Genomic DNA, 24,699 nt, shown 5'->3' with positions numbered 1-24,699 from the left:
GTGTCCCGAAAACTGAACATGCCTGCCCGGTCGATTTCCTAGACTTCTTCCAACCCAAGGCAGCCGGTGGCCGCGAGCCCCGAACCTCACTTCAACCCAAGGCCAACGCGCGCGCACTCGTCATTCTTGCATGTCACCTCCTGCGACCTACAAAGCCCCCTTGCGCGAACTGCGCTTCGTCCTGAACGATCTGCTCGGCATCGATGAAGAAATGAAGGCGCTTCGCCTGCCCGAGCCCCTCGTCCGTGAAGACATCGACGCGCTGATGGAGGACATGGCGGCCTTCGCCGAAGAGGTGCTCGCACCGCTCAATCAGAGCGCGGACCGCGAAGGCTGCACCTGGCGCGATGGCGAAGTCGCCACCCCCGGCGGCTTCAAGGCCGCCTACGACATGTTCCGGGGCAAGGGCTGGGCCGGCCTGGGCGCGGCGATTGAACACGGCGGCCGCGCGTGGCCGACGGTGCTGACCCATCTGGTGACGGAGCTGATCGGCTCGGCCAACCATTCCTGGCTGATGTACCACAGCATCTCGCGCGGCGGCTACGAATGCATCCGGGCCAACGGCACGCCCGCGCAGCAGGCGGCGTACGTTCCGCACCTGGCCAGCGGCGCGTGGACCAGCAGCATGTGCATCACCGAGCGCGAGGCCGGCACCGACGTGGGCCTGCTGCGCACGGTGGCCGTTCCGCAGCCGGACGGCAGCTATCGCCTCACCGGCCTCAAGCGCATGGTCACGGCCGCCGAGCACGACCTGGCGGACAACATCGTCCACCTCGTGCTGGCCCGGATCGAGGACGCGCCCGAGGGCGCGCGGGGGCTTTCGCTGTTCATCGTGCCCCGGCACCTGCCCGGCGCGGCCGAGCGCAACGGCGTGCGCTGCGAGGGGCTCGAGGACAAGATGGGCATCCGCGGCACGCCGACCTGCTGGCTGCGGCTCGACGGTGCGCGCGGCGAACTGCTGAACACCGCCGGCAACGGCCTGGTGGCCATGTTCGTGATGATGAACATCGCCCGCCTGGCAACGGGCATGCAGGGCGTGAACCAGGCCGAGGCGGCCTACCAACTGGCGCGCGACCACGCCCGCACGCGCCTGCAGGGACGCGGCTTCGGCGGGGCGCGCGTGCCCGAGCCGCGGCCTGCCGCCGATCCGTTGATCGTGCATGCCGACGTGCGCCGCATGCTGCTGGTGCAGAAGGCCTGGACGGAAGGTTCGCGCGCGCTGGCCTATTGGCTCGCGTTGCAGGTCGATCGCTCGAAGCTCCACCCCGAGCCCTCGGTGCGCCGCGAGGCCGACGAGCTGGTCTCGCTGCTCACGCCGGTGCTCAAGGCCTTCGCGACGGACAACGGCTACGCCAGCACGACCCTGGCACAGCAGGTCATGGGCGGCTGGGGATACCTGGACGACAGCGGCGTTCACCAGTACCTGCGCGACGTGCGCGTGGGGCAGATCTACGAAGGGGCCAACGGCATCCAGGGCCAGGACCTGCTCGGTCGCAAGATCCTCGGCGACGGAGGCGCGAGGCTGCGCAGGTTCCTGGACGTGGTGCACCAGGTGCTCGAGAAGAACGAGGCGCATCCGGTGCTGCAGCCGTGGGTGGCGCAGACGCGCACGCTGTGCGTGCGCCTCGATGCGCTGGCCCGGCAGCTGATCGCGCGGGCGCCGTCGCACCCCAACCAGGTCGGCGCGTCCGGCCACAGCTGCCTGCGCATCGTCGGTGTGCTGGCCCTCGCGTGGCAGTGGATCGGCATGGCCTCGATCGCGCAGCGCAGGATCGACGTGCAGCAGTCCGATGCCTTCGACGTCGCCAAGGTGGCCACGGCCCGCTTCTATTTCGCGCACCTGTTTCCCGAGGTCGAGCAGCACTTGCTGGTGGCCGCGCAGGACGACGACGCCGTGATGGCGCTGGACGCCGACTTCTTCTGATCCCGCCGCGCAGCCGCTCCCGGCTGCGCCCACAAAACACCGGATGCGGAACCCGGCGGCACCGCGCTGCCCGGCCCTGCATCCCATTGGAGAAATCCATGAACCTGATCTCGATGTTCGACGAGAGCACGTCGCGCTGGCCCACGAAGACGCTGCTGAACTACGGCGACGAAGCCTTCAGCTACGCGCAGATCCAGGCGCTCAGCCGCCGCGCCGCGCAGGTGCTGCGCGACCGGGGCGTGGGGCAGGGCGACCGCGTGGCCCTCATGTGCTTCAACACGCCGTACTTCCTCATCGGCGTGCTGGGCGCGCTGCGCCTGGGCGCGGTCGTCGTGCCGGTCAACCACAAGCTGCAAAAGCCCGAGGTCGAGTTCATCCTGCGCCACAGCGCCGCCAGGCTGTGCATCATCGACGTCGCCCTGGGCGCGCTCGCGCAACGCATCGAGACCGAGGCCTGCCTGCTGGGCACCGGCGACATGGCTGGCGCGGCAGACGTCGGCTTCGATCACTTCGACACGCTGGTGCAGCGCACGGAAGCGGGCGAGCTGCCTGCGCCCGTGGGCGACGATGCACTGGCGCAGGTGCTCTACACCTCGGGCACCACCGGCCAGCCCAAGGGATGCCTGCACAGCCACCGCGCGGTCTTCACCACGGCGCTGGTCTGCGCGGCGGCCCTGTCGATGACGCACAACGACCGGATGCTCATCGCGATGCCGATCTGGCACGCGGCGCCGCTCAACAACTGGACCTTCGGGACGCTGCTGATGGGCGGCACGCTGGTCTTCCTGCGCGAGTACGCACCGCGCGGATTCCTGGAAGCGATTGCGCGGCACCGCGTCACGCTGACCTTCGGCGCGCCCATCGCCTTGCTCGCGCCGCTCGAACTCGCCGACTTCGACCGCCACGACCTGGGCTCGATGCGGCTGTGGATCTACGGCGGCGGCCCGCTGGGCGAGGACATGGCGAAGCGGCTCATGCAGCGCTATCGCACGACGCAGTTCATGCAGGTCTACGGCATGACCGAGATGGGCCCGCTGGGCACCGCGCTGTTCCCGGAGGACGCGCTGCGCAAGGCAGGGTCGATCGGCCGCTCCAGCCTGCCGGGCGTGCAGGTGCGCGTGGTCGCCGAAGACGGCAGCGCGACGCCCGCGGGCCAGGTCGGCGAGATCCAGTTGCGCAGCGAAGCCGCCATGCGCGGCTACCTGAACGACCCGGAGGCCACGCGCGCAGCCTACACGCCCGACGGCTGGTACCGAAGCGGCGACCTGGCCCGGGTCGACGAGGACGGCTACTACTACGTGGTGGACCGGCTCAAGGACCTGATCACCACCGGCGGCGAGAACGTGTACTCCAAGGAGGTGGAAGACGCGCTGTCGCCGCATCCCGATCTCGCCGACGTGGCCGTCATCGGCCGTCCGCACCCGGACTGGGGCGAAACCGTGGTGGCGGTCATCGTGCCCCGGCCCGGCCGGCAGCCGGACGCGGAGGCGCTCAAGGCCTTCCTGGCCGACAAGCTGGCCCGCTACAAGATTCCGCGCGACTACGTCTGCGCCGACACGCTGCCGCGCACGCCGTCGGGCAAGTTGCAGAAACACCTGCTGCGACAGGACATCGGCGCACCGGCTTCCTCTCTTCTTTCCACTTTCAAGGATATCCACGCATGAACCTGTTCGACCTGAACGGAAAAGTCGCCGTCGTGACCGGTGCCAGCCGCGGCATCGGCCGCGCCACCGCCGAGCACCTGGCGCTGCTCGGGGCCAAGGTCTGTGTCTCCAGCCGGCGGCTCGAGGCCTGCGAGGAAGTGGCGGAGGGCATTCGCGCGCAAGGCGGGCAGGCCTTCGCCTGCCAGGCCAGCATCTCGCAGCCCGAGGAGCTGCGCGCGATGGTGGCGCAGGTGCGCGAGCGCTTCGGCGCCATCGACATCCTGGTCTGCAATGCGGCCACCAACCCGCACTACGGGCCGCTGGCCGAGATCGCGGACGAGATGTTCATGAAGATCGTGCGCAACAACGTGCTGAGCAATCTCTGGCTGGCCAATCTCGTTCGTCCCGACATGCAGGCCAGGGGCAGCGGCGCCATCGTGATCGTCTCGTCCATCGCGGGCCTGCAGGGCTCTTCGACGATCGGTGCCTACGGGTTGTCCAAGGCCGGCGACATGCAGCTGGCCCGCGACCTGGCGGTCGAGTGGGGCCCGCAGGGCATTCGCGTCAACTGCATCGCGCCGGGCCTGATCGATACCAAGATGGCCGGCATGCTGCTCGCGGACCCCGAGATCCAGTCGTTCACGCAGAAGAAATTGCCGTTGCGGCGCGTCGGGCAGCCGCAGGAGATCGCCGGCGCCATCGCCTTCCTGGCATCGCCCGCGGCCGCGTTCGTGACCGGCCAGACGCTCGTCGCCGACGGCGGCGCCGTCATCGTCTGAACACCCATCGATCGACATCCACACGAGGAGACTTACCGTGAGCCTGACAAAGACCATCGCCGCGCCGATGCTGTGCATCGCCCTGGCCGCCAGCGCCCAACCCGTGCAGACCGTGAAGATCGCCACGCTCGACATGCTGTCGGGCCCGATGGCCGGATTGGGACAGAACGTGTTGAAGAGCTTCCAGTACGCGGCGCGGGTCGCGAACGAGGAGAAGTGGGCGGGGCCCTACCAGTTCGAGATCGTTCCCTTCGACAACAAGCTGTCGCCCCAGGAGGCCGTGGCGCTGCTCGGCACGGTCGTGGCCAAGGACATCCGCTATGTGGTCCAGGGCGCGAGTTCGTCCAGCGTGGGCATCGCGCTGGGCGAGGCCATCGACAAGCACAACGCCCGCAATCCGGGCAAGGAGATCGTGTTCCTGAACTACGCGTCGCAGGCGCCGGTGCTGACGAACGAGAAGTGCAGCTACTGGCACTTCCGCACCGACGCGCACTCGGACATGAAGGTCGATGCGCTCACCACTTACCTGGCCGGCCGCAAGGACATCCGCAAGATTCACCTGCTCAACCCCAACTACGCCTACGGGCAGGACACGGCGCGTGCGTCGCGCGAGTCGCTCGCGCGCAAGCGCGCCGACATCGAGATCGTGGGCGACGACCTGCACCCGACCGCGCAGGTGAAGGACTTCGCGCCCTACATGGCCAAGATCCGCCAGTCCGGCGCCGACGCGGTGATCACGGCCAGCTCGGGTTCCGACCTGGCGCTCATCGTGCGCGCAGCCAATGACTTCGGGCTGAAGGTCGACTTCTACACCTTCAACGGCAGCAACTACGGCGTGCCCGGCACCATCGGCGCGACGGGCGAGGGCCGCGTCAAGCTGGTCTCGACCTTCAACCCCAACGACCCCGGTGCGAAGAGCTCGGCCGTGCTCGGCAACTTCAAGAAGCAGTTCGGCGAGGACTTCATCAACGGCATGGGCTACAACGCCGTCGTCGCGCTGTCCGGCGCCATCCGCAGCGCGAAGTCCGCCGAACCGGCGAAGGTGGCCGCCCAGCTCGAGGGCTTGCGCTTCGACGGCATCAACGGCCCCGTGGTGCTGCGCAAGTCCGACCACCAGGCCCAGCAGGCGATGTTCGTCCAGAGCTGGGAGAAGGTCGACGGCTCGGCCGTCCGCTACGACCAGGAAGGCACCGGATTCGGCTGGAAGCAGATCGCGAGCGTGGACGCCAAGGCGGCCGAGCAGCCCACGACCTGCCGCATGAAGAGGCCCCTGTGACCGCACGACGGCGCGAGGCGTTGGCCCCGGCACCATGACGACCATCTACATCGACGAAAGCGGCCACAGCGGCGACATGGTCGACAGCGGCGCGGGCTACGACTTCAAGCGGCAGCCTTACTTTGCGTTGGCGGGCGTCGGGCTGCAGGACGAAGAGGAGTGGGACGAACGCCTCCAGGCGTTGCGCGATCGCCATCGCATTCCTTCGGGCGAACCCGGTGCCCGATCGCTGGCATCCAGGCCGGAGTTCTCCGCGGCCGTGATCCACGCCTTGCTCGACCGGCGGGCCCCGCTGTTCGTCGAGCTGGTCGACAAGCGCTACTTCATCTGCAGCTGCATCACGTCGTTCCAGCTGCTGCCGTCCTGCCTGGGCTACCCCGAGTCGATGCGGCTCAACTTTCTCAGGAACGCCGTCGCGGATTTCCTGCACGCCCATGCCGATGCGCATGTGCTGGACCGCTTCATCGCGTCCTGCCTGACGCCGGAGGCCGGAACACTTCACGCATCGTTTGCCAGCCTGCGCGAGCTGGCCACGCACACCGCCGAGGAGGAGGAGGAAGAGGCCGCGGCGCAGGTCGCCAAAGGGTTCGGCCGCATCGTCGAAGCGGCGAACACCGAGTACCACGCGCTGAGCGGTGCCCAGCATCAGCCCTGGCTGGAGTTTCTTCCGCCGCCCGAGCTCAACACGTCGTCGACGCAGGCCTGGACGCTGCCGAACCTGACGTCGTTCATGCGCATCTACGCCCGGATCCATCTCTACTACCGGCACTGTCTGGCCGATGTCCGGTTGGTGCACGACCAGAATTTCGAGGTGCAGCGCATCCTGGGGCAGGGGAAGGCCGCCGCCGAAGAACCGGACCGTGCGACGGAACTGCTGTGCACGCCCCCGTCCGACCACCGCTTCGAGGACGTGGCCGCCCTCGATTTCAGGCAATCGCACGAAGCGGCCGGCGTGCAGATGGCCGAGGTGGTGGCGGGCGCCACCATGCGCTTCTTTCGCGACCTGCACGCAGGCGCAGGCGTGTGCCCCGCGTTGCGCGAGGCCATGGTGCGGCTGATCTCCGAAGGGGACGAGCGCACGGGGTACGGCCTCAAGCAGGTGGTGCCGACCCGCCAGGTTCGCATCGGTGCCGAAGAGGCGTGGGCCTGAGCGGGCGATCGCGTTTCGTCGACCGCCGACGCGGAACCTTCGGGCGGGCAGGGCCTCCTATCTGGCTTCTCCGCTTCTTTCCCCCCGTTTCGCCCGATGAATGAAATCCGCAATGCCGCCGCCGAGCTCGCTCTTTTTCGCCGCCGTGTGGTGGTGGTCGGCTGTGCGGTGCTGTTCGGATTCGGACTGATCGGCGCGCGGCTGGTCTACCTGCAGGTGGTGCGCCATGAAACGCTGGCGGACCGGGCCGAGAGCAATCGCACCGCGATCGTCCCCGTGGTTCCCAACCGCGGGCAGATCCTGGACCGCAACGGCGTGGTGCTGGCGTCCAACTATGCCGCCTACACGCTGGAGATCACGCCGTCGAAGGTGAGCGACATCGCCACCGTCATCGACGAGCTGGGTGAGCTGCTCGAAGTGACGCCCAGGGACCGCCGTCGCTTTCAGCGCTTGCGCGAGGATTCGCGCAGCTTCGACTCCCTGCCCATCCGCACCCGCCTGAGCGATGAAGAGGTGGCGCGCTTCGCGGCGCAGCGCTACCGCTTTCCCGGCGTGGAAATCCGGGCGCGGCTGTTTCGCACCTACCCGCACGGCGAGGTGGGCGCGCACGTGATCGGCTACATCGGCCGCATCAACCAGCGCGAGAAGACCGCGATGGACGACTGGGAGGAAGACGAGCGCGCCAACTACCGGGGCACCGACTACATCGGCAAGGTCGGCATCGAGCAGAGCTACGAAAAGGCGCTGCACGGCCAGACCGGCGTGGAGCAGATGGAAACCTCGGCCGGCGGGCACGCGGTGCGCCGCCTGTCGCGCCACCCCGCCAGGCCGGGGCAGACGGTGATGCTGTCGCTCGACATCAAGCTGCAAAAGCTCGTGGAAGACATGTTCGGCGAGCGCCGGGGCGCGCTCGTGGCCATCGACCCGAAGACCGGCGAAGTGCTGGCCTTCGTGAGCAAGCCCACCTTCGATCCCAACCTGTTCGTCGAGGGCATCGACACCGAGAACTGGAAGGCGCTGACCGAGTCGCCCGACAACCCGCTGCTGAACCGCGCGCTGCGCGGCACCTACCCGCCGGGTTCCACCTACAAGCCCTTCATGGCGATGGCGGCACTGCAGACCGGCAAGCGCAGCGCCGACAAGGTGGAGAACGACCCGGGCTTCTACAACTTCGGCGGGCGCACCTTCCGCAGCCACCGGGGCGGGCTGGGCGGCGTCGACATGCACCGCGCCATCCAGTTCTCGAGCAATACGTACTTCTATTCGCTGGCCGCCGAGATGGGCGTGGACCTGATCCACGACTTCATGGCGCCCCTGGGCTTCGGGCAGTTCACCGGCATCGACCTGCAGGGCGAGTCGCGCGGCGTGCTGCCCAGCAGGGCGTGGAAGCGCGCGGCCTACCGGCGCGCCGACATGAAGACCTGGCACCCGGGCGAGACGATTTCGCTGGGCATCGGCCAGGGCTACAACAGCTTCACGATGCTGCAGCTGGCCTCGGCCAATGCCACGCTGGCCAACGGCGGCGTGCGCTACCAGCCGCACCTGGTGCGGGCCATCCGCGACACGTCGACCGGCGAGGTGGTGCGGCAGGTCCAGCCACCGGCCCAGGACCTGGGCTATGCGCGCAAGCACGTCGAGGTGGTGCGCGACGCGATGGTGGCGGTCACCAAGGGCGGCACCGGCACACGCGTGTTCGCGGGCGCGGCATACACCTCGGCCGGCAAGACCGGCACCTCGCAGGCCGTGGGCCTGAGCCCGAAGGCGCGCGCGAGCGGCAAGGCCCTGGAAGCGCGTCAGCGCGACCACGCGCTGTACATGGCGTTCGCCCCGGCCGAAGACCCGACCATCGCGGTGGCCGCGATCGTCGAGAACGCGGGCTTCGGCGCGGCGCACGCGGCGCCGATCGTCCGGCGCGTGTTCGACTACTGGATTGCGGGGCAGTACCCGAACGACGCCGACATGGCGGCGGTCCAGGTGGGGAAGGCCGGCGCGCCCATCGGCAAGCCGCTGGTGGCCAGCGAGGTGCCGGTGCTGGACGACGGTGCGCGGGGGGATGAGGCTGCGGTGCTTTGAGGGGGCGGGGCGGATGCGCCCCCTTGCGGATGGCAAGCCACCACGCCGGCTGCAGCTCGCACGCGGCCGGGCGAGAATCTCCTGATCCCAAGTCCGCCTTCTCCCTCGACCCGATCTTCGAACGCCCGTGACCTCCACCGACCTCCAGGGCTTCATCCTCACGCGCCACTGGCGTGATGCACCCACCGGTACGGAGATCGAGTACTGGCTGGCCACCGAGGCCGGGCCGAGGAAAGTGGTCCTGACCTCCCGCAGCAGCGTCGCGTTCGTCGCCGCCCGGCACAGGGCGGCGGTGGAGGCTCACCTCGCGGCCGTGCCGGGCGTGCAGCTGCGTGAGCTCGAGCTCCAGAGTTTCCAGCAGGAAGCCGTGCTCGGTGTCTATGCGACGCACTTTCGCCAGATCGGCCGGTTGGCGCGCGCCCTGCAGGCGCAGGGCATTCCCTTGCTCGAAGCCGACGTGCGCCCGCACGACCGCTACCTGATGGAGCGCTTCATCACCGCCGGTGTGCGGGTGGAAGGCGGTCGCGCCGAGCGCGCCACGCTCGTCGACTGCAAGCTCAGCCCCGCGCCTGAATTCCGGCCGGTACTCAAGGTCGTGTCGCTGGACATCGAGACGAGCCAGCATGAAGGGCTCTACTCCATTGCGCTGGACGGCACGCCGGAGCGCGTCGTCTTCATGCTCGGCGAGCCGCCGCCCGAGCCGGGCGACCCCATGGACTTCTCGCTCATCTACTGCCCGACCCGCAAGGCGATGATCGAGCAGCTCAACGACTGGTTCGAGCGCAACGACCCCGACGTCCTCATCGGCTGGAACGTGGTCCAGTTCGACCTGCGCGTGCTGCAGAAGGCCGCCAACGACTGCGGCGTGCCGCTGCTGCTGGGGCGGGAGCGCCGGCCCATCGAGTGGCGCACGCACCCGGGCAAGCAGGGCTACCTGTTCGCGCCCACACCGGGGCGGATCGTCCTCGATGGCATCGAGGCGCTCCGGGCCGCGGTGTGGAGCTTTCCGTCCTTCAGCCTCGAGAACGTCTCGCAGACGCTGCTGGGCGAAGGCAAGGCCATCGGCGACGAGTACGACAAGATGGCGGAGATCGAGCGGCGCTACCAGCACGACAAGCCCGCGCTCGCGCTGTACAACATCCGCGACTGCGAGCTGGTCCTGCGCATCTTCGAGAAGGCGAAGCTGCTGCAGTTCATGATGGAGCGCGCCCAGGTCACCGGCCTGCAGGCCGACCACTTCGGCGGCTCCATTGCCGCGTTCAGCCACCACTACCTGCCGCGCATGCACCGCCTGGGCTACGTGGCGCCGAACGTGGGCGAGATTGCGAGCAAGGCCTATCCGGGCGGCTACGTGATGGACTCGAAGCCGGGCTTCTACGACTCCGTCGTGGTGCTGGACTACAAGAGCCTCTACCCCTCGATCATTCGCACCTTCCTGGTCGATCCGGTGGGCCTCGTCGAGGGCTCGAACGCCGTCGATCCGACCGGGCTCATCCACGGACCGCAGGAGACCGTCTTCTCGCGCGACAGGCACTGCCTGCCGCAGATCGTGACCACGCTGTGGCACGCGCGGGACGAGGCCAAGCGGGCGAAGAACGAGCCGCTGTCGCAGGCGCTGAAGCTGCTCATGAATTCCTTCGCCGGCGTGCTGGGCGCGTCCGAGTGCCGGTTCTTCAACCCCAAGCTGGTGTCCGCCGTGACCCTGCGCGGGCACGAGATGATGAAGCTCACGCGCGAGTTCGTGGAGCAGCGGGGCTACGAGGCCATCTATGGCGACACCGACTCGATCTTCATCTGGCTCCGGCGCACCCATGCCAACGACGAGGCGCACGCCGTCGCGGCCCGCCTGGCGGCCGACATCAACGAATGGTGGGCGCGCACGCTGCGCGAGGAGCAGGGCCTGGAGAGCTTTCTCGAGATCGAGGTCGACACGCACTACAAGAAGTTCTTCATGCCCACCATCCGCGGCTCGGAGGTCGGCAGCAAGAAGCGCTATGCCGGTCTCAGCGTGGATGCGGCGGGCAAGGAGGAGATGGTGTACCGCGGCCTCGAGATGGCGCGCAGCGACTGGACCCCGCTGGCGCGCCAGTTCCAGGAGGGCCTGCTGTCACGCATCTTCCAGGGCGAGCCCTACAAGGCGTTCGTGACCGACTATGCGAAGGCGACGCTGGCGGGCGCCAAGGACGACCTGCTCATCTACCGCAAGCGCCTGCGCCACCGGCTCGACGACTACCTGGTCAACGTGCCGCCGCAGGTGCGGGCCGCGCGCATCGCCGACGAGCACAACGCCCGGGTCGGGCGGACCCAGCAGTATCAGAAGGGCGGCTGGATCCAGTACGTCATGACCCGCAACGGGCCGGAGCCGCTGGAAACCCGCCATTCGCGCATCGACTACGAGCACTACCTCACCCGGCAACTGCAGCCGATCGCCGACGCCATTCTTCAGCCCATGGGAGACAGCTTCGCGGCCTTGACAACGTCGCAGCGCGAGCTCTTCGAGCCAGGATCGCCGTGAAGCGACCGCAGGATCAGGTGCCGGGCCGCGGGTCCTTGTCCGTGATGGACAGGTCGACCGGCACCCGCGTTTCGTGCCGGAGGTTCCCGGGCATCTCGAACACCACCGTGAGGTGCCCCTTGACGCGCTCGAAGGGCTTGTCCAGCTTCACGTAGAAGCCTCGCTGGCTGCTCAGGGCGTTGTCGTAGGTCCAGAGCGAAAAGTCCTGCAGCGACGACGCACCGCCGTCGTCCTTCAGGCGCAGCTTTTCGTTCTTCTCGTTGGTCAGCGCGTAGTCCTTGATCCGGTAGGTGCCAGCGTCGGCGATGTCGTCGTTCGTGTTGACGATGTGGCCGTTGCGCTTGTATTCGTCGACCTTGGCCTTGGGCAGTGGGTAGTAGGTCAGCACGTCGAACGCGCTCGCCGGCTTCTTCTTGATCAGCGTCTGGTCGGAATTGATGACCATCACGTGGGCACCGAGCTGCGTGAGCAGCGCCCGCGCCTGGTCCGGGGTGTACGGCTGGCGCGGTGCGGCGTGGGCCTGGGAGGCGGGCAGGGCGAACAGGGTGGACAGGACCAGTGGCAGCAGTTTCTTCATCGGGGAGCCCGTGCGGGACGAATGACGGATGCCGGCCATTAGGCCATGGCAGCGTCATGCCCCCGGTGCACTCCTAGTCGTCGTCGCGCACCCGGTACTGCCCCATCAGCGTGCGCTGCACGGTCGGCGGCACGGCCTCGTAGTGCGACAGCGCGATGGTGTAGCGGCCCTGGCCACTGGTCATCGCGTTGAGGCGCGACTGGTAGTTGGCCAGCTCGACCTCGGGCACCTGTCCGCCGATGGCCACCGTGCCGGCCCCCAGGCCCGACGTGCCGGTGACCAGGCCGCGCCGCGACGACAGGTCGCTCGTGACGTCGCCCACGGCATGCTCGGGCACGGCGATCTCGATTTGCACGATCGGTTCGAGCACGGCCGGTTGCGCCTCGCGGATCGCCGCCATGAAGGCCTTGCGGCCGGCGGTCGCGAAGGCGATGTCCTTGCTGTCCACGCTGTGGTGCTTGCCGTCGTAGACCACCACGCGCACGTCGACCACGGGGTAGCCGGCGATCGCGCCGTAGGCCAGTACCTCGCGCACGCCTTTTTCGACCGCGGGGATGAACTGGTTCGGAATGGCGCCGCCCCGGACCTCGTCCGCGAACTCGAAACCCGCGCCGCGCGCCAGCGGCTCGATGCGCAGGAAGACTTCGGCGAACTGGCCGGCGCCGCCGGTCTGCTTCTTGTGGCGATGGTGGCCCTCGGCCGGCGCGGTCACGGTCTCGCGGTAGGCGATGCGCGGCGGCCGCGTCTGGACTTCGAAGCGGTACACCTCGCGCAGGCGTTCGAGCACGAGGCGCAGGTGCAGCTCGCCGAGGCCGTAGAGCACCGTCTCGTTGGTCGCGGCCACATGCTCGATGCGCAGGCACGGGTCTTCGGCCGCGAGCTTGCCGAGGATTTCCCAGGCGCGCTGCTCGTCGCCGTGGCGCTTGGGCTCCACGGCCAGGCCGTACACCGGCACCGGGAACGGCAGCGGCGCGAGATGCACATGGCTGTCTTCGGCCGCATCGTGCAGCACGGCATCGAAATGGATCTCGTCGACCTTGGCCACCGCCACGATGTCGCCCGGCACCGCGTGCGACACCTCGACATGGTCCTTGCCCTGGAGCATGAACAGGTGCCCCACCTTGAAGGGCTTGCGGCCATCGCCGATGTAGAGCTGGCTGTCGCGCGTGACCGTGCCCTGGTGCACGCGGAAGATGCCCATCTTGCCGACATAGGGGTCGATCGTGACCTTGAACACGTGCGCCAGCACGTGCAGCGACGGGTCGGGCCGGGCCTGCATGGGCTCGGCCTGTGCGCCTTCGCCGACGAGGAACTCCGGCGGGTTGGCCTCGGTCGGGTCGGGCAGGAGCTTGACGATCACGTCCAGCAGCTCGGCCACGCCGGCGCCGCTGCGCGACGAGGTGAAGCACACCGGGATCAGGTGGCCTTCGCGCAGCGCCTGCTCGAGCGGCGCGTGCAGCTCGGACGGGTCGACGTCGCCTTCCTCGAGGTAGCGGTCGACAAAAGCCGCGTCGACCTCGACCACCTGTTCCACCAGCGCGCGGTGCGCCGCTTCGACGGGCCCGAAGTCGGAGCGTCCGAAGCGGTTGAAGAAGCAGTCGATCACCTGCCGGTTGACCCCGTCGGGCACGTTCAGCGGCAGGCATTCGCGGCCGAAGGTGGCCTGGATGTCGGCCAGCAGGCCCGACAGCGAGACGCCCTGCGAGTCGATCTTGTTGACGACGATCATGCGGGCCAGGTGGCGCGAGGCCGCGTAGTCCATCATGCGCACCGCCATCGGCTCGATGCCGGTGGCGGCATTGATGACCACCGCCACCGTCTCGACCGCCTCCAGCGCCGGCAGGCTCTGGCCGAGAAAGTCGGGGCCGCCGGGCGTGTCGATGAGGTGGATGCGCGTGGCGGCGTGCGTGAGGTGCATCACCGAGGCGTTGAGCGAATGCAGCATGCGGCGCTCGAGCGGGTCGTGGTCGCTGACGGTGCTGCCGCGCTCGACGCTGCCGCACGCGCCGACGGCGCCCGCCTTGAACAACAGGGCCTCGGCCAGGGAGGTTTTGCCGGCGGCCGCCGCGCCCACCAGCGCCAGCGTTCGCACTGCTTCCATTTCGGCCGCGAGGCCGTTCGATCGGCTTGGCATGGCGGGACTCCTTTGCGCGTCCGCAAGGCCGGCCCGGCGGCCCGCAAGGGCTCGGGTGCTGCGCATCGACGCCGGGCCAGCGTACGGGATTGACCGTGCCGATGCAAGCCGGGGAGAGCGCGCCGGTCGGCCGCTCAGGGCTCCTGTGGCGCGGTGCCTTCGGATGGCGGCCGGTCGGCGGGCAACCTGCCCAGCCGCGACGAGGTCGCGCGCTCCGTGCGGATCTTGCGCAGCGTGTTCGTCAACGCCTGCGGGCTCGTGTTGAGCTGCCTTGCCGCCTTGGCCGGACGCATGCCTTCGACCAGCACCAGCCGCGCGGCGGCGAGGGAGGGGGTGGCCTGCAGGTGCAGCAGCTCGGCCACTTGCCAGAACTCGGCCGAGGTGAAGGTGCCGAGGTCCGGCGGCAACGAGCGCGACGGGACGGCCTGGCGTTTCTCGAAAACGCAGTGAGGCGCCGGGTCCATCTGCCCGACCCGCGCGACCAAGGCCTCGAGGTAGGCCTGCGTGGCGGGGGTGTTGGAAACCCAGTTCGAATGGATGACCAGCTTCGTCCCGTCGTCGGGGAACGTGTGCTCCCAGCTGACCCTCAACTCCGTCATGGCTGGCTGCGGAACGGGCGCATCGTGGGGCGGCTCGTTTCCATGTGATTTTTTTGCATTCGTGCAGTATGTCGCGACAACTCGCGCATTCTTTTGTCGATGTCGCCAGTGTGACCGATGAAGGCGGGTTTTATCCCGGGCTTTTGGTGTAAGCGAATGGAAAGACGGGCTGCCTCGCGGCGATGTGGCACGCGAGGCCCGGCGGCCGCCGGAGGCGAGCCAAGAAGGGCGCACGAACACGCGCCGCGCGCGACCGGCGCGGCGAGGGCTGTCTTCCTTGCGGTCTGCCCGCCCTAGGCCGATGCGGCCGATGGCTGGGCGGATGCGGCCTGCGGTTGTTCCTGCGAGGTGCGAACCGGCGCGGGGGGGCCGCAGTCGTCCGGCATCTTGCGCGAGGTGCCTCTCACGAGGTGGCGGGGCACGTGGTGTGTCTTGATGAAAAGCGCCAGCGCCTCGCTGCGCGCGGGCTCGGAGACCGGTAGAAACATGTGCAAAGCGCTCATGGTGTCGTTCCGTCGATGCCAGGCAGGAAGGCGGCGCACCCGCTTGTGCCGGGTGGCTGGCGACCCCTGGCATGGCCGCCCGGCGAGCATTATGAGCGTCTGGATCAACCCCGTTGGCGCTGATGTTTTCGGGCGCCCGCGGTGCCGATGCCCAGACGCCCCGGCCTGCTAGAACGCGTGGCGGATGCCGAAGTCGTAGCCCGTGGAGGTCTTCGGCGTGAGCCCCGCGCTCTGCACGAAGGCCGGACCGCCCGTCGTGAGCGCCGCGCCGTTCTTGTTGCGCACGTGCCCCACGGTCGCGTACAGCGCGGTGCGCTTGGACAGGTTGTGCACGTAGCCCAGCGCCAGCTTGCCGGCCTTCGGGTTCTTTGCTGCGCCGAACGGTGCGCCGGTGTTGTCCTGGTCGTAGGTGACGTGCGAGTACGCGGCGCGGATCAGCCCGGCGCCGACGGGCACGGTGACGCCGACGACGTAGCCCTCGAGGTCCACCTTGCGCAGGCCGCCGCCGAGCGCGGGTTGCGCCAGGTCGCGCGCGTGCCGCGAGCGCGACCACTCGCCGAAGAGCTTGACGCTGCCGAAGTGGTACGAGGCGCCGAGGTTCATCGTCTTCACCGAATCGGTGCTGCCTGCGTAGTAGTTGTCGGCGACGGTGCTGTCACCGTAGGCCACGGCCAGCTGCAGCGGTCCGCTCGCGTAGCCCAGGCGCCCGCCGATGTAGCGGCCTGTACGAGAAGGCGCGACCGTACCGGGGTTGCGCGCGCCGGTGACGGGATGCACGCCCGGTGGCGTCGCGGTGCCGGGGTCGTAGCTGTCGCGCTCGTGCAGCGCGTACTGCAGTTGCCCGTGAAAGCCGCCGAGGTTCGGCGGCAGGAAGTAGCCGATGGAGTTGCTCGCCCGCACGTAGTTCGCGTTGCCCGCGAAGGCCGTGTTGGCCGCGAGGATCAGGTTGCCGCCGGCGCCGTTGGTGTTGATCGGGTCGAACAGCGTGTCGTTCCAGAAGGTCGGCGTGAAGTCGCGGCCCAGGCGGATCTCGCCGAAGCCGCCCGAGAGGCTCACGGTCGAGCGGCGCGAGAAGTTCGCGATGCCCATGGCACCGTCGTCGTTGGTGATCGGGGCTTCGAGCCAGAAGCTGGCGGCCAGGCCGCCGCCGAGGTCTTCGGTGCCGCGAAAGCCCAGGCGGCTGGTGCTGTAGCCGGAGTGGCCGAGGGCGGTGCGGCGCACGGTCACGGCAGGCGTGAGGCCGCGCGGGTCTTCGGATCGGTTCGAATAGCTGCTGACCATCGCATCGATCACGCCGAAGACGGTGACCGAGGATTGGGCGGATGCGACACCGGCCAGGGAGACGGTGGCCAGGGCGATCAGGGATTTGTTCATCGCGTGGATTCCAGAAAGTGGGAAGGCGCAGGACGAGCGGCGCCACGACAGCCCGGGAACGGGCTGCACGGAGGTGTTCAGTGAGCAGGGGTGGAGAGGGCGTGCGCGACGAGAACGTTGCGCAGCGCCTGCAGGCCGGGGCGGCCCGCGCGACGCGCTAGGTCGTGAAGGTGATGCTGGCCTGCTGCGGCCCGATGCGCTGCTGCGCGGCCACCTGCTGGGCCTTGAGCTTCGCCCAGTCGACGCCGAGCATCTTCCCGTGCCGCTTGCGCGCGGTGCCAGCGACCCACACGCTGTCGATGTCGGCCTGCGATGCGAAGTTCATCACCCGGTCGGCCAGGCTGCCCAGCATGGCGAAGCCGATGCGGTCGGTGCGCAGCAGCACCAGGTCGGCGCGCTTGCCGACCGTGAGGCTGCCCGTGACGTCGCCCAGCCGCACGGCTTTGGCGCCGAGCGCGGTGGCGAAGTCGAGCGTGTCTTCCGATTTGTAGTCGCGCACGATCTCGCGGCCTTCGGGCTCGAGGAAGAGGCTGAGGAACGCGCAGCGCACGTGCTCGAAGTAGTCCTGCTGCAGCACCGAGTTCACGTCGATGCCGATGCCGGTGGCCACGCCGGCGTGGCGCGCGCGGCCGTGCGCGGAGGCCATGAGGTGCGGCGTCATCATGTAGGGGAACTCGCCGACCACCGTGGCGCAGAGCATGCCGCCGGTGTCGCGCAGCATCTTGAGCTCATCGTCGGTGAGACGGTTGCCGTGCGAGGCGTGGTAGTCGGGCCCGAGCAGGCCCGCCTCGTGCAGGTCGACGACGCCGGAGCCGCGGTGGCCGATGGTGCCGGCGGGCTGCGGCTGCGCCGTCTTGTGCACGTGCGCGGCAAGCATCTTCACGCCGGTGGCGCGGGCGCGCTCCCATTCCTTGCGCACTTCGGCCACGGGGCGGCCGGTGGCGTTCGAGGGCGCCAGGCCCAGCTGCAGCAGGCCGTTGCTGTCGGAGAACAGCTCCTTCTGCAGCCGCTCGACGGTCTTCCAGTTGGTTTCGGTGGTCGTGTTGAGGTCGGCATGCACGCGCGCCGTCGAGATCGTCGAGCCCGGCCCGAAGGCGGTTGCGCGCCCGAGCTGGAAGGTGAACCAGCCAGCCACGCCCGAGTCCTTGACGCCGCGCGCGGCGGCCAGCGCTTTTTCTTCGGTGGGCTGGCCGTGCGCGTAGTCGAGCACGGTGGTCACGCCCGCGTCGATGGCCTGCAGGCCGCCGATCAGTTCCGCGAGGTAGTTGTCCTCGGGTGTCATGCAGGCCATGGTGCGCCGCTGCCAGCCGATGTAGCCCTTGGCGTAGGCATTCGGTTCGGCCTTGACGATGCGCCCTGCATCCAGGCCGTGCCACATGTGGCGATGGCCGTCGATCATGCCGGGCATCAGGATCATGCCGCGCGCCTCGATCACCTCGGCATCGCCGGCGGGCAGGCGCTTGCCGATGGCGGCGATCCTGCCGTTCTCGACCAGCACGTCGGTCGCCTGCAGTTCCTTGTTCTGCGGGTCCATCGTGAGCAGGTCGGCGCCGCGGATCAGCGTGCGCCTGGCGGGGCCGCGCGGGGTCGCCGCAGGCTTCGGCGCCTGGGCCATCGCCTGCGGCGCAAAGGCCGCTGCGGCGGCAGCGCCGGCCGACAGTCCGAGGAAAGCCTTGCGGGTCAATCCGGCCGGTGGCGCCGAGCCCGAGGGCGGGGCGATCTTGGGTGGGGTCATGTCTCGTTCCGTGGTTGTAAGAGTCCGAGGATGTTGACATTTTCATTTTTGACAATAAACATCGCCCGAAGAAAAAACTGTTTTCCTGAGAGGAAAGAATATGGACCGCCTCACGGCCATGTGTGTGTTCCGCAAGGTGGTCGAGCGCGGCAGTTTCACGGTCGCCGCCGAGCAGATGCGCATGTCCAACGCCTCGGTGAGCAAGTACGTGGCGGCGCTCGAGAACCACATCGGCACGCCGCTGCTGGCGCGCACCACGCGGCGCATCAACCTCACCGACGCCGGGCGCAGCTACTACGACAAGTGCGTGCGCATCCTCGATGACGTGGAGGAGGCCGAGAAGTCCGCCGGCCAGCTGCAGACCACGCCGCGCGGCCTGCTGAAAGTGCGCGCGCCGGTGTCGCTCGGCACGGCGCACCTGGGCCGCACGGTGGCGGATTTCCTGGCCGGCTTTCCCGAGGTGACGATCGACATGACGCTCAACGACCGCTTCGTCGATCCGGCGGAGGAGGGCGTCGATGTGGCGCTGTTCATCGCCGACCACGTGAAGGACGCGACTGGCGCCACCCGCGCCATCGCGAAGATGCCGCGCATGCTGGTCGCTGCGCCGGCCTACCTTGCAGCGCGCGGTGCGCCCGACGTGCCGGCGGACCTCGTGCGCCACAACTGCCTGGTCTACACGCGCGGCCAGACGCCCGACGAGTGGCGCTTCACCGAAGCCGGCAGCGAACGCATGGTGCGCGTCGGCGGCAACTGCCGCTGCAACAACAGCCTGGTGCTGCGCGAGGCGCTGCTGGCCGGCGCGGGCATCGGCTTGCTGCCCGCGTTCCTGGTGACGGGGCATCTTGCCGACGGCAACCTGCACACCGTGCTGCCCGGCGTGGTGCCCGAACCGCGCACGCTGTTCGCCGTGTTCCCGCAGCCGCGCCGGCCCTCGCCGAAGGTGCGCGAGTTCGTGAACTTCGTGGCGCGCAGCTTTGCGGCCGACAGCCAGTGGCAGCTCGAAGCCGAAGACGCGGCGGCAGCGGCCTAGATTTTTTCCTTTCAAGAAATCATTTCTTTCTTTGGACGCCGTTTATTGATCGAAACGAAATCGTCAACATCCTCGGACCCTTTGAAACACCGAGTGAGACATGACGCACACCCTGATCAAGAACGCCAGCATCCTGACGCGAGACCCCAAGCTCGGAGACCTGCACGGCAGTGACCTGCTGATCGACGGCGACCGCATTGCCGCCGTCGGCCCGAACCTGCAGGCGCCACCCGACGCCGAGGTCATCGATGCGAAAGGCATGGTGCTCATGCCGGGCCTGATCGACGGCCACCGCCACGTCTGGGAAATCATCGACATGGGCCGCCTGGTCAAGACGCGCCCGGCCGAGTACGCGCCCTACTACCAGCAGTGGAAGATGCGCACGATCGTGTCGATGACGCCCGAGGACAACTACCTCGCGGAACTGATCGGCGGCCTGCAGGCCATCGACTCCGGCGTGACCACCGTGCTCGACTATGCGCACGGCCAGCCCAGTGAAGACCGCGCCATGGCCGCCGCGCAGGGCCTGCGCGACTCCGGCATTGCCGGCTGGTTCGCGTTCCAGCTCGGCGTGTCGTCCTCGTACAAGCCGGGCGATACCGTCTCGCTGGCCAAGGCCGACGGCGAGCGCATCGCGATGACCAACGAATCGCACTGGAAGACCGCCGAGCGGCTGCAGAATGAACTGTTCTCCGACAGCACGGCGCTGCTGCAGCTCGGCCTGGCACCCAGTGGCAACAACGGCAGCCGTATCGAGGACATCCGCAAGGAATGGACGCGTGCGCGCGGCATGGGCGTGAAGATGCTCGCGGCCCACATCCACAAGCCCGAGCAACCGCACGCCCCGGGCGTGATGGGCCACCGCGATTCGGGCATGCCCGATCTGCACGAAGCCGGCCTGCTCGGCCCCGACTACCAGGCCACCCACGCCAACCGGCTCACGTCGGACGAGCTAAAGATGCTGCGCGATACCGGCGGCATGATCTGCGCGACCGCGATGGGTGAGTTCCCGTACGTGATGTCGCCGAGCAAAGGCCCGTCGGTGCACGGGCGCGCACGCGCAGCCGGCGTGCCCACGGGCATGGGCATCGACATCTCGCTGGCGCTCACGGGCGATTACTTCGAGCACATCCGCGCCACGTTCTGGAGCCTGTACCTCGACCCCGAATGCCGCGGGTACGTCGGCCGGTACACGTCGGAAGACATCCTGGACTTCGCCACCTCGATGGGCGCGCAGGCGGTGCGCCTGGGCGGCGTGACGGGCACCCTCACCGTCGGCAAGCGCGCCGACCTCGTGCTGCTGAGCACCGACCGCATCGGCTTCGGCATGGCCGGCAGCCTGGCGGACCGCGTCGTCACCTTCGCGGGCACGCCCGATGTCGACAGCGTGTGGATCGCCGGCAAGGCACGCAAGCGGCACGGCAAGATGCTCGGTGTCGATTGGGCGAACCTCAAGGCCCGGCTGGTGCAAGCCCAAGAGCGCGTGGGGGCCCAGGCCGCCAGCATCAGGTTCGTCTGAGGCATTGCCGCACGCCCGCCTTCGCAGACCCCATCATGAAAAAAATACTGAGACTCTTCGCGTTCGCCGCGCTGCAACTTGGCGCCGTGGCTTCGCATGCGCAGGCCACCGACACCTGGCCAACCCGGCCGGTGCGCATCGTGCACGGCTTCGCGCCCGGCGGCCCCATCGACCACCTGGCGCGGCTGCTGGCCGCGCAGTTCCACGAGCACTTCAAGCAGTCGGCCATCGTCGAGGCGAAGCCGGGCGCGGGCGGCACGATGGCCGCGCGCTACGTGGCGCGCAGCGCACCCGACGGCTACACGCTCTTTCTCATGGCCTCCGGCCATGCGGCGGCGCCCAGCCTGTACGGCGCGTTGCCCTACGACGCGGTGAACGACTTCACCATGATCTCGATGGTGGCGCAGAGCCCGTTCGCGATCATCGCGAACCCCAACGCCAAGTTCGCGACGGTGCAGGAACTGATGAAGAAGGCCAAGGCCGCGCCCGGCACCATCGACTACGGCTCGGGTGGCAACGGCAGCGGCATGCACCTGGCCGCGGCGCTGCTGCAGTCGCGGGCTGGCGTTCGCTTCAACCACGTGCCCTACCGCGGCGGCAGCGCCACCGCGTTGGCGGTGGTGAGCGGCGAGGTGCCGATCATCGTCACGTCGATGGCCGGCATGAGCGCCTACATCGACAGCGGCAAGGTCAAGCCGCTGGCCGTGACCTCGCGCCAGCGCTTCGCGCTGTACCCCGACGTGCCGACGATCGCCGAGACCGTGCTGCCCGACTTCGACGTGACCGCCTGGTACGCACTGGGCGCGCCGAAGAACCTGCCACCGGCCATCGTCGCGAAGCTCGCCGAGATGGTGCGCGTCACGCTCAAGCGCCCCGAGGTGGCTGAAGGCCTGCGGCTGCAGGCGGCCGATGCGTGGTCCACCACGCCGGCCGAGGCGCAAGCCTTCGTCGCGAAGGAAGTGACGCGCTGGACCCAGGTGGTCCGCGACGAGAAGATCTCGGCGCAGAACTGAGACGCAGCCGGCCATGCGCTCCGACGGCAACCGGTCAATGGCGAGGCGGCGCGCTTTCGGCTTCGTCGCCATGGTCGTGCATGTGGCCGATGGCCTTCAGCACGCGCGCATCGGTGCGCGGTGGCAATGCGGCGCCGTGGCGTGGCGTCGCGTGCACGGGCTTGCCGTCGACGAAGGTCAGCACGGATCGGATCGTGTGGATCGCGTTGGGCGCCACCGTGAGGAAGGGCGCATCGAGCACTGCGAAGTCCGCGAGCTTGCCCACCGTCAACGAACCGCGGTGCGGCTCGCTGAAGGTGAGCCAGGCGGCGTTGGCGGTGTACAGGCGCAAGGCTTCCTCGCGCGTAAGCAGGTGGTCGGCACGGCGCTGCACGGCACCGCCGACGGCGCGGCCCGTCACGTGGTACTCGATGGCGCGCCACACGTTGATCACGCCGACGCGCGTGGAGTCGGTGCCGCCGGCCACCATCAGGCCCTTTTGCAGCGCCAGGCGCGTGGGCGGCGATGCCTGCGCAGCCTCGGCGCCGTGGGCTTCCTGGATTGCCGGCGCCTCGAAGTACGGGCCCATCTGCACCGTGTACGCCATGCCCAGCTTGCGCATGCGTTCGAAGGTTTGTTCGGAGCCCGTGTTGATGTGCGTGATCGCCCACCGCAGGTCCTTGAAGGGCCGCGTCTGCGCGACCTTCTCGAGCACATCGAGGATGGCCTTCGCGCCGTCTTCGGTGTAGGCGTGGATCTCCAGCGGATAGCGGCGCTCGGCTGCGAACAGCGCGGCCCGGGCCAGCTCGTCGCGCGCCGACTGCGGCGGGTTGAAGCCCGCGCTCATGCGCACGCCGTCGTTCATGCCGAAGGCCAGCACTTCGCCCACGCCGAGAAAGCGCAGCATGTCGTCGCCGAACAGCGGCGGCAGGTAGGCCAGGCTGGTCTGGAACCAGGCGGTCTCGTTGCCGGGCGCGAGGGCCGATGCGCGGTAGGCGACGCGCACGGTCAGTGCCTTGTCGCGCCACAGCGTGAACAGCGGGCTGTAGATCGCGTGGTCGCCCGCGGCCGGATCGACGACGCCGGTCACGCCCAGGCGGTTGAGCTCGCGGAAGAAGGCCTGCAGGCTGGCGCGGTTCTCGGCTTCGGGGCGCGCACTGATGCGTGCGAACAGCGCAGAGAAAGGCCCGATGCCGCCGAACAGCTTGCCGGTGGCCCGGCCCTGCGCATCGCGTTCCACCGTGATGCCGGGCGGCAGCGCGGCGCCGGTGTCCAGCCCCAGCACATCGATCGCCGTGTTGTTGACGACGGCGTAGTCGTACAGGTACTGCACGTAGGCCGGGTTGTGCGGCAGGACGGCGCTCAAGTCCTGCGGCGTCGGCGCGCGCTGTTCGGCGAACTGCGCCGGATGCCAGGCGCCCATCACCGCGACCCATCGGCCGGGCCCGCGCTTTGCGGCGTCTTGGGTGAGCTGGTCGAGTGCGCCGGACAGCGTGGTCTGTTCGTACCAGTAGCTCTCGAAGGTGAACCCCTGGCCGCCGCGGATGGCATGGATGTGCGCATCGATGAGCCCAGGCACCACCGTCTTGCCACCCAGGTCGATGACGCGGGTGTGCGCGGTGCGCAGCTTGCGGATCGTGGCGTTCGAGCCCACCGCGACGATGCGGTTGCCGCGCACCGCGAGCGCTTGCGCGCGGGGCTTCGCCGGGTCCATCGTGAGGAGCTCGCCGTTGAGCAACAGCGTGTCGGCCGCCAGCGCCGTGGGCAGCCACAGCAGCGCGAGCGCCGCCGCGGCGGCCGCGACGAGCCGTTGTCGTATCGGTCGTTTCATGGGCTGCGTTCAGAAGGCGTGGTTCACGCCGAGCTGAATGCCCGACGAGCGCTGGCCCGGCACACCGGCCGGCGACGAATCGGCCACCACATAGGCAGCATTGCCGCGGTTGCTGATGCGCGAGTAGGCGCTGTACAGCGTGGTGCGCTTGCTCAGGTGGTGCGCGTAGCCGATGGCGAACTGGCGCGCGGTGCCGTCGGTCTCGAGGCCGGGGCCGGAGCGCTCGGAGCGCGCGAACGACACGCGGATCTGCCCCGCGCCGACGGGAACCGACGCGCCGATCAGCGCGTTCGTCTGCCGCTCGCGTCCCAGCCGATGGCGCAGGTAGTTGGCATAGGCCTTGACCACCCCGAAGTCGTAACTGCCGCCGACGGTCACCGTGCGGTAGTCGTCGGGGCCGATGGCGGTCTGGCCGTAGGCGGCCGCCACGTTGAGCGGCCCCGACTCGTAGCCCAGCCGGCCACCGCGGTAGCCGGCGCCCTGCGTGCCTTCGGCCGCTGCGAACATGAACTGCCCGTACAGGCCGCCGAGGCCGCGCGGCAGGAAGTAGCCGGCCGAGTTGCTGGCACGGGCCTGCGTGCGCGCACGGCCCAGGCCGAGCGGCCAGCCTTCGACGATGTTGCTGCTGCCTCCCACGCCGACCGTGCCGAAGGGCGAGAAGCTCGACACGTTCCAGAACGTGGGCGTGTAGTCGCGGCCCAGGCGCAGCTCGCCGAGGTCCTTGCTCATCAGGCTCACGGTGGAGCGCCGGCCGAAGCCGCCCTGCGTCTCGCCGGTGTCGGGCAGCACGGCGGTCTCGAGCCAGAAGCCGGCCGCGAGTCCGCCGCCCAGGTCTTCCACGCCGCGAAAGCCCAGGCGGCTGGGCAGCAGGTAGCCGCCCTGGTCCATGGCCTTCGTCGAGGCGTTGCCTGCCTTCGAGTAGGTGAAGTTCAGGTCGATGCTGCCGAACACCGTCACGGACGATTGGCCGTGCGCGGCGCCGAGCGCCCCCGCGGCCGCGAGGGCAAGCAGAAGTTTGTGTTGTTGTCTCATGTTTTTCTTT

The 24,699-nt window shown here is 68.9% G+C and carries 18 protein-coding genes; 10 read left to right on the top strand and 8 right to left on the bottom strand.

What is annotated here, in order from left to right; translation table 11 throughout:
* Nucleotides 1–130: 130 nt before the first annotated feature.
* The 7 genes from FFI97_RS01075 to FFI97_RS01045 all read left to right on the top strand — a co-directional run bounded on the left by FFI97_RS01075 (nt 131) and on the right by FFI97_RS01045 (nt 11,360).
* The gene (locus tag FFI97_RS01075; protein WP_139702341.1) at nt 131–1,924 is read left to right on the top strand and encodes an acyl-CoA dehydrogenase; all 1,794 of its coding nucleotides are present in this window, start codon (nt 131–133) and stop codon (nt 1,922–1,924) included.
* 98 nt (nt 1,925–2,022) lie between these two features.
* Nucleotides 2,023–3,588: a class I adenylate-forming enzyme family protein gene (locus FFI97_RS01070; RefSeq protein WP_139702342.1), complete on the top strand. Its 1,566-nt coding sequence runs from the start codon at nt 2,023–2,025 to the stop codon at nt 3,586–3,588.
* Nucleotides 3,585–4,346 carry an SDR family NAD(P)-dependent oxidoreductase gene (locus FFI97_RS01065; protein ID WP_062471949.1) on the top strand — a complete coding sequence of 254 codons (762 nt, stop codon included), beginning with the start codon at nt 3,585–3,587 and terminating at the stop codon, nt 4,344–4,346. Before FFI97_RS01070 ends, FFI97_RS01065 begins: the two co-directional genes overlap by 4 nt.
* A 67-nt stretch (nt 4,347–4,413) precedes the next feature.
* A complete protein-coding gene (locus FFI97_RS01060) occupies nt 4,414–5,622 on the top strand; it encodes a branched-chain amino acid ABC transporter substrate-binding protein (protein WP_139702371.1) in 1,209 nt (402 codons plus the stop codon).
* A 34-nt stretch (nt 5,623–5,656) separates the two neighbouring features.
* Nucleotides 5,657–6,772, top strand: coding sequence for a DUF3800 domain-containing protein (locus FFI97_RS01055; protein WP_139702343.1), 1,116 nt, complete (start codon nt 5,657–5,659; stop codon nt 6,770–6,772).
* A 96-nt stretch (nt 6,773–6,868) separates the two neighbouring features.
* A complete protein-coding gene (mrdA, locus tag FFI97_RS01050) occupies nt 6,869–8,845 on the top strand; it encodes a penicillin-binding protein 2 (protein WP_139702344.1) in 1,977 nt (658 codons plus the stop codon).
* A 127-nt stretch (nt 8,846–8,972) separates the two neighbouring features.
* Entirely contained in the window at nt 8,973–11,360 is a 2,388-nt protein-coding gene (locus FFI97_RS01045) for a DNA polymerase II (protein WP_139702345.1), read from the top strand.
* Nucleotides 11,361–11,373: 13 nt separating this feature from the next.
* Here FFI97_RS01045 and FFI97_RS01040 read toward each other — a convergent pair whose 3' ends face one another.
* From FFI97_RS01040 to FFI97_RS01015, 6 genes are all read right to left on the bottom strand, one after another.
* Nucleotides 11,374–11,937, bottom strand: a complete 564-nt coding sequence (locus FFI97_RS01040; RefSeq protein WP_260684874.1) for a hypothetical protein — start codon at nt 11,935–11,937, stop codon at nt 11,374–11,376.
* Between the two features lie 73 nt (nt 11,938–12,010).
* Complete coding sequence (gene fusA, locus FFI97_RS01035) at nt 12,011–14,071, bottom strand: elongation factor G (protein WP_139702347.1); 2,061 nt, start codon at nt 14,069–14,071, stop codon at nt 12,011–12,013.
* 134 nt (nt 14,072–14,205) lie between these two features.
* Nucleotides 14,206–14,670 (bottom strand): hypothetical protein, encoded by a 465-nt coding sequence (locus FFI97_RS01030; RefSeq protein WP_062471967.1) that lies wholly within the window; start codon nt 14,668–14,670, stop codon nt 14,206–14,208.
* A 293-nt stretch (nt 14,671–14,963) separates the two neighbouring features.
* A complete protein-coding gene (locus tag FFI97_RS01025) occupies nt 14,964–15,173 on the bottom strand; it encodes a hypothetical protein (RefSeq protein WP_139702348.1) in 210 nt (69 codons plus the stop codon).
* A gap of 168 nt (nt 15,174–15,341) precedes the next feature.
* Complete coding sequence (locus tag FFI97_RS01020; RefSeq protein ID WP_139702349.1) at nt 15,342–16,547, bottom strand: porin; 1,206 nt, start codon at nt 16,545–16,547, stop codon at nt 15,342–15,344.
* A 157-nt stretch (nt 16,548–16,704) separates the two neighbouring features.
* Nucleotides 16,705–18,282, bottom strand: a complete 1,578-nt coding sequence (locus tag FFI97_RS01015; protein ID WP_260684873.1) for an amidohydrolase family protein — start codon at nt 18,280–18,282, stop codon at nt 16,705–16,707.
* A 100-nt stretch (nt 18,283–18,382) separates the two neighbouring features.
* Here FFI97_RS01015 and FFI97_RS01010 point away from each other — a divergent pair, with 100 nt between their 5' ends.
* From FFI97_RS01010 to FFI97_RS01000, 3 genes are all read left to right on the top strand, one after another.
* Complete coding sequence (locus FFI97_RS01010) at nt 18,383–19,315, top strand: LysR family transcriptional regulator (protein ID WP_139702350.1); 933 nt, start codon at nt 18,383–18,385, stop codon at nt 19,313–19,315.
* A 100-nt stretch (nt 19,316–19,415) separates the two neighbouring features.
* On the top strand, nt 19,416–20,834 hold the full coding sequence (locus FFI97_RS01005; protein ID WP_139702351.1) for an amidohydrolase family protein: 1,419 nt from the start codon (nt 19,416–19,418) through the stop codon (nt 20,832–20,834).
* Between the two features lie 35 nt (nt 20,835–20,869).
* Nucleotides 20,870–21,847, top strand: a complete 978-nt coding sequence (locus FFI97_RS01000) for a Bug family tripartite tricarboxylate transporter substrate binding protein (RefSeq protein WP_139702352.1) — start codon at nt 20,870–20,872, stop codon at nt 21,845–21,847.
* A gap of 34 nt (nt 21,848–21,881) precedes the next feature.
* On the opposite strand, the gene FFI97_RS00995 is transcribed toward FFI97_RS01000, so the two are convergent.
* Together FFI97_RS00995 and FFI97_RS00990 are read right to left on the bottom strand one after the other, a co-directional pair.
* Nucleotides 21,882–23,657, bottom strand: a complete 1,776-nt coding sequence (locus FFI97_RS00995) for an amidohydrolase (RefSeq protein ID WP_139702353.1) — start codon at nt 23,655–23,657, stop codon at nt 21,882–21,884.
* Nucleotides 23,658–23,666: 9 nt separating this feature from the next.
* On the bottom strand, nt 23,667–24,689 hold the full coding sequence (locus FFI97_RS00990) for a porin (RefSeq protein WP_139702354.1): 1,023 nt from the start codon (nt 24,687–24,689) through the stop codon (nt 23,667–23,669).
* Nucleotides 24,690–24,699 lie beyond the last annotated feature (10 nt).

It is taken from the genome of Variovorax sp. KBS0712, from assembly GCF_006323185.2.
Taxonomy (GTDB): Bacteria; Pseudomonadota; Gammaproteobacteria; order Burkholderiales; family Burkholderiaceae_C; genus Variovorax; species Variovorax boronicumulans.
The sequence above is the reverse complement of the archived record's forward strand: the minus strand, read 5'-3'. Positions and strand labels throughout refer to the sequence as shown.

Excerpts from the sequence above, each read along its gene's own strand:
- FFI97_RS01075 (WP_139702341.1), top strand. The coding sequence starts at position 131 with ATGTCACCTCCTGCGACCTACAAAGCCCCCTTGCGCGAACTGCGCTTC.
- FFI97_RS01070 (WP_139702342.1), top strand. The coding sequence starts at position 2,023 with ATGAACCTGATCTCGATGTTCGACGAGAGCACGTCGCGCTGGCCCACG.
- FFI97_RS01065 (WP_062471949.1), top strand. The coding sequence starts at position 3,585 with ATGAACCTGTTCGACCTGAACGGAAAAGTCGCCGTCGTGACCGGTGCC.
- FFI97_RS01060 (WP_139702371.1), top strand. The coding sequence starts at position 4,414 with ATGCTGTGCATCGCCCTGGCCGCCAGCGCCCAACCCGTGCAGACCGTG.
- FFI97_RS01055 (WP_139702343.1), top strand. The coding sequence starts at position 5,657 with ATGACGACCATCTACATCGACGAAAGCGGCCACAGCGGCGACATGGTC.
- mrdA (WP_139702344.1), top strand. The coding sequence starts at position 6,869 with ATGAATGAAATCCGCAATGCCGCCGCCGAGCTCGCTCTTTTTCGCCGC.
- FFI97_RS01040 (WP_260684874.1), bottom strand. The coding sequence starts at position 11,937 with ATGAAGAAACTGCTGCCACTGGTCCTGTCCACCCTGTTCGCCCTGCCC.
- fusA (WP_139702347.1), bottom strand. The coding sequence starts at position 14,071 with ATGCCAAGCCGATCGAACGGCCTCGCGGCCGAAATGGAAGCAGTGCGA.
- FFI97_RS01030 (WP_062471967.1), bottom strand. The coding sequence starts at position 14,670 with ATGACGGAGTTGAGGGTCAGCTGGGAGCACACGTTCCCCGACGACGGG.
- FFI97_RS01025 (WP_139702348.1), bottom strand. The coding sequence starts at position 15,173 with ATGAGCGCTTTGCACATGTTTCTACCGGTCTCCGAGCCCGCGCGCAGC.
- FFI97_RS01020 (WP_139702349.1), bottom strand. The coding sequence starts at position 16,547 with ATGAACAAATCCCTGATCGCCCTGGCCACCGTCTCCCTGGCCGGTGTC.
- FFI97_RS01015 (WP_260684873.1), bottom strand. The coding sequence starts at position 18,282 with ATGACCCCACCCAAGATCGCCCCGCCCTCGGGCTCGGCGCCACCGGCC.
- FFI97_RS01010 (WP_139702350.1), top strand. The coding sequence starts at position 18,383 with ATGGACCGCCTCACGGCCATGTGTGTGTTCCGCAAGGTGGTCGAGCGC.
- FFI97_RS01005 (WP_139702351.1), top strand. The coding sequence starts at position 19,416 with ATGACGCACACCCTGATCAAGAACGCCAGCATCCTGACGCGAGACCCC.
- FFI97_RS01000 (WP_139702352.1), top strand. The coding sequence starts at position 20,870 with ATGAAAAAAATACTGAGACTCTTCGCGTTCGCCGCGCTGCAACTTGGC.
- FFI97_RS00995 (WP_139702353.1), bottom strand. The coding sequence starts at position 23,657 with ATGAAACGACCGATACGACAACGGCTCGTCGCGGCCGCCGCGGCGGCG.
- FFI97_RS00990 (WP_139702354.1), bottom strand. The coding sequence starts at position 24,689 with ATGAGACAACAACACAAACTTCTGCTTGCCCTCGCGGCCGCGGGGGCG.